Origin of the sequence: Okeania hirsuta (genome assembly GCF_003838195.1) — a bacterium.
GTDB classification, from domain to species: Bacteria; Cyanobacteriota; Cyanobacteriia; order Cyanobacteriales; family Microcoleaceae; genus Okeania; species Okeania hirsuta.
Map to the genome: position 1 here is coordinate 1 of NZ_RCBY01000398.1, position 4,015 is coordinate 4,015.

Annotated in this window: 5 protein-coding genes; all 5 read right to left on the bottom strand. The window is 46.5% G+C overall.

Annotated features, from left to right (window positions below):
• On the bottom strand, nucleotides 1–177 hold a 177-nt coding region (locus D5R40_RS43120), incomplete at its 3' end, for a PDZ domain-containing protein (protein WP_375339432.1).
• A 371-nt stretch (nucleotides 178–548) separates the two neighbouring features.
• Nucleotides 549–716, bottom strand: a complete 168-nt coding sequence (locus D5R40_RS43125) for a M61 family metallopeptidase (protein ID WP_124155715.1) — start codon at nucleotides 714–716, stop codon at nucleotides 549–551.
• Nucleotides 717–1,027: 311 nt separating this feature from the next.
• A complete protein-coding gene (locus tag D5R40_RS43130) occupies nucleotides 1,028–1,309 on the bottom strand; it encodes a M61 family metallopeptidase (protein WP_511035257.1) in 282 nt (93 codons plus the stop codon).
• Nucleotides 1,261–1,719, bottom strand: coding sequence for a M61 family metallopeptidase (locus tag D5R40_RS43135; protein WP_161565129.1), 459 nt, complete (start codon nucleotides 1,717–1,719; stop codon nucleotides 1,261–1,263). The genes D5R40_RS43130 and D5R40_RS43135 overlap by 49 nt, the downstream gene beginning before the upstream one ends.
• Nucleotides 1,720–3,553: 1,834 nt before the next feature.
• Nucleotides 3,554–4,015, bottom strand: a 462-nt coding sequence (locus D5R40_RS30855) for a penicillin-binding transpeptidase domain-containing protein (RefSeq protein ID WP_248284166.1), incomplete at its 5' end; no start/stop codon positions are given.

A 4,015-nucleotide genomic window follows, 5' to 3' on the forward strand; every position in this document is an offset into this window, starting at 1 on the left:
GGGATAGGATTTTCCTACTTTGAGTCCCTTAGTGACAGCCTCTAATTCATCTTGATTGCTGATGGATTTACCATTGATAGATTTGATCACATCTCCTTTTACGCATCCTGCTTCGTGCAAGGCGCCCCCATGTGGCACATTACCTCTAATGGATACTTCTCCATTTTCGTATTTCATACTAGCTCTGAAGACAACTTGATCATTTGGGCGGTCTTAACTGCGAGCCCAAAGTGGCCTAAGATTCAGCAATATCAGCAATTGGCTGTCGTAGATGTTATTGCTGAAAGAAATGCTTCGGCAAAGGCTGGTCGCCGGTAACGGTTGCTTACCGCAGCTTGTAAATCGGGAATTTCATACGGTACTGTCTGTCTTCATGGTTGCCATAGATGTTTCATCACATCGTCCAGAGACTTACCTTCGTAGTCCTTTCGATGCGTTAAATCCAAGCAGAGTCCAAGTACTGCTCCATAGGAATAGTAGCTAATAAATTATGGCAAAATTAGTCTCGTCATTGGCGGTAGAGTCATCGACAAAGGGCGCATTGTAACTCATCTCGATCGGATTTCGATACTGTCTTCCGGGAGAATTGTAGACATAGTAAGCGTACCTGTTAACCCACGAACATATTGATCTGTATTTAAAATTCCCGCTCTACAGAGGATAAGATCATCATAGTAGGAAGTGAAGCAACTTGCAAACCACAGCTCTCCGCACAATTACATCATCAAAATTGAAGGTTCTAGCGATTTTGGACGGATCGTTCACGTTCCACAGGTGGAAAAATCATGCGAGATGTGTCCAATCAATTGGCTAGCATTTCTCGCTAAGCTTCCTTGCTACTGCAAACGTAGAATTTCGGTGCTCCATCATCGCCATTGATCCAGGGATTATAGCTGTGAGGAGAAGTAGCGACCATAATCGAAATCCGGTAATTCACCATACTACCTCTTTCGGGCTTCAACGATTTGCTGCAACCCATTTATATAATCATCGAGTTCTTTATCTGTCCTCGTGCATCATGGCTACTTCAATCGTATAGTCTTCCATTGGAACTAACTCGTAAACCGACGGAAATCAATGTCCCCCACCATAGTCGGGCTATCGAAGGAAGTAAGTAATAGTTAGGTGCGCGGTAGCAATCTGTTTCTACCTTTTCTAATTGCGTAGCCACTTGCCAGCTAGCATGCTTACTCAAATCAATACAAAAGTTCGACAGGTCGCCGCTCCATATCACGCCGTAAACGAAGGTGGCTGGCATATTCATATGCAGTTTTCGATTGTCAAATACCTGTATAGGTTCCATCCCCATAGTTCCGAAGAGCGTATACTTAAATTTACATACCCATCATGTCCACTAACTTTCCCATTCTTGCGGACTGTGTTTTTGTCTATAGATAATTCTTTTGCCTTCTGCATCCAGGCTTTCACATCATATACATTCTTGGCAAAATTGTGCACAGCATAGCGGCCGGGGAGGGCACGTGCATGCGCACTGTAAGGGCACCTAAGGGGCACGCTTGGAAACTCTACTGTATATTTGAGTTCATGCTGGCCAATGTCATCCAGGTTCAGGTGATATTGGATGGGGGCTTGGGCAAAAGAGAAGTGCTCAGGAAAGTAAAAAGTAAAAGAATAGGTAGGTAAATCCGAAAATTTAGGCAGAACTAGTGCTTGGCATGTTTTGTAATTTGGTGAATAGCACCGGTGGGCTCTGGGCAATTGGCCTAATTTAGGAGTAAGTGTACAGAAAGAGGGTATAAAATGTTGGGATTTTGTGACTTGAAAGGGAGAGTAGCCTTTTTAAACCAATATCTGAGAGCTTCTACCAATAAGCGAATGTTTTTCCATTGTTCATCAATGATCCCTGCTGTACTACAGTTAGAGCAGATAATGGTAGGGGCTTGGAGGAGGGTGATGGAGCATGTTCAGATCGGTAATTCATAATCCAAGAGAAACAATACTGGCTTAAATGAAGTCTATGACCGATGCATCCATACTATAACCAGATAGTAATTCTCTAGCGTTGCAAAATGCAAAAGGATGGGACAAATTTGGGTATTGATGACGATATAGCCCTTCAAAAGCAATCGCTGTTTACTACCGATTAGGAAAGTCAATCAGAGATAGCAATTCCTCCGTGGTCAATTTTTCAAGTAACCACTTTACTCTGTTAAATTGCTGTGGCGCCTCCCGCCAATGCCTACACTTCCAAGATGAAAGTCGATTATGATGAGCAATCGCTCTGATGGTATCTTAGGTATTGGAGGGGTATTTAGAGTAGTCATACATATCACCCTAAGGACCACTGCTCAAGCCTACAGTCAGTGACCTCACCATAGTACAGTAGGTTTTCAATCCACCACATGAGGTGCGTAGTATCCGCGGGGATCTGGGCTTCCGCTCCACTAGATACCATAAATCTCCACAGCCCTAATTTTCAGAGTGTGTCCAAGAGGGGATTGCAGCCATTCACTAAAGTTCCTCGATTTCTTCGAAGCAATGACTGCTAAAGGTGTAGGAAGCATCGGTGAAGGGCCAGTGGTATTACTTAGGGCTTGCTCCAATTCGCAGAGCTGATTTGATTTGATAGGGTAGATTGGGTCCGATATGTAATGCCACAATCGACATCTTCTTGAACAAGAGAAGCAGAAAAGAGGAGAGCTCCATAAAGATGAGATAAGCGCATGGGGATAGTTTGGGCTTTTACTATTTCAATGCGCTTAGCAAAGAAATAGGTGCCTGAGAACAAATTACTACTCCTCTCGCCCCGCTATTCTTTCCGAAACAACAACTGATCTCAAAACTCCCTCCGATATACCTGGCGCTCTAAGCGTTTTTCCAATCGCTCATTAAGCTTGCGGAGTCGATCAGCGTAGTCGGAGATGGTTTCGAAATTGCGGCGCGGGCGGCGTTATGAGGTATGTGATGTTCCTCCATGGGGATATCGATGAGGACGCGGAAGAGGTAAGAGTTGCTCGTAGTAGTTGGTTTTCCCGGACTCAATCGCTGACGAGTCGTGGCATCTCGTCGAGGTAGGGGGGCATGCATCCATGGCGCTGGGCTATCAGCCATGGGCGTGAATTGGTGCGACGGTAGTGGTTTATAGCTGTTTGTCCTTGTAGACGCGCTTCATGAATTCGCCCCAGATCGGTAGGGCGTATGGAGCCTTGCCCTACGCCCATGGTGCGGAAGTGTACACGGGGACCTTTCTGTCCAACCCAGGCCCTCCGGCGACGAGTTTAGGGTGTGAAGCCCATAACCAGCCATCGGAATGATTTTGGGTGGTAGGTTTTGCCGCCACGGCGCCCATAGATGCCATAGCGATAATGGACCCGTTTCGCTGTCTCCGCTATCGATCACGGACTCCATATTTTGATCATGACGTCAGCATCCTCTTCGGGAAGTACGCGGCTGAAGTTTTTAGGGTTCGGTCGTTCGAATTCGGCGATGCCATAGCCATCCTGTTGTTCGATTCGATCCAAGTATGTAGATTGGCCGCACAACCTCGGTTGCAAAAGTGCTATAGACGTAACCATCTCTTCCAGCGAGGCATCTACTGCTCACCCAAAGAAATGGCTGGACCTTCGGGGATGTTAGCGCTGATGCCCATATCGCGAGCAAGTAGGCGGGTGGAATCTAGCCCTCCTCGGCGCATGATCTCCACGGTTACGGTATTGACGGAGTGACTGAGGGCGCCCTCCATGGAGTAGACGCCTTCGTAGTTGCCGTCGGCATTGCGGGGCTGCCAGTCATTATAATCGGTATAAACAACTTGGCGATTATAGGTGTATTCGCAGGGGAGCATGCCATTGCGTAAGGCTTGGGCGTAAACGATGGGTTTGAAGATAGATCCTACTTGCCGGCGTGATCGCACGTGATCGTATTGAAAGTATTTATGGTTGATCCCTCCAACCCAGGCTCGAATCAAGCCCGTGTTGGGTTCCATGGCTAGGAAACCCGTATTGAGGATAGTTAGGTAGTACTTTAATGAGTCTAGAGGGCTCATTTCTTTCAC

Bases quoted from the DNA above. Each gene is read 5' to 3' on its own strand.
- D5R40_RS43130 (WP_511035257.1), bottom strand. From the start codon at position 1,309: ATGGGGATGGAACCTATACAGGTATTTGACAATCGAAAACTGCATATG.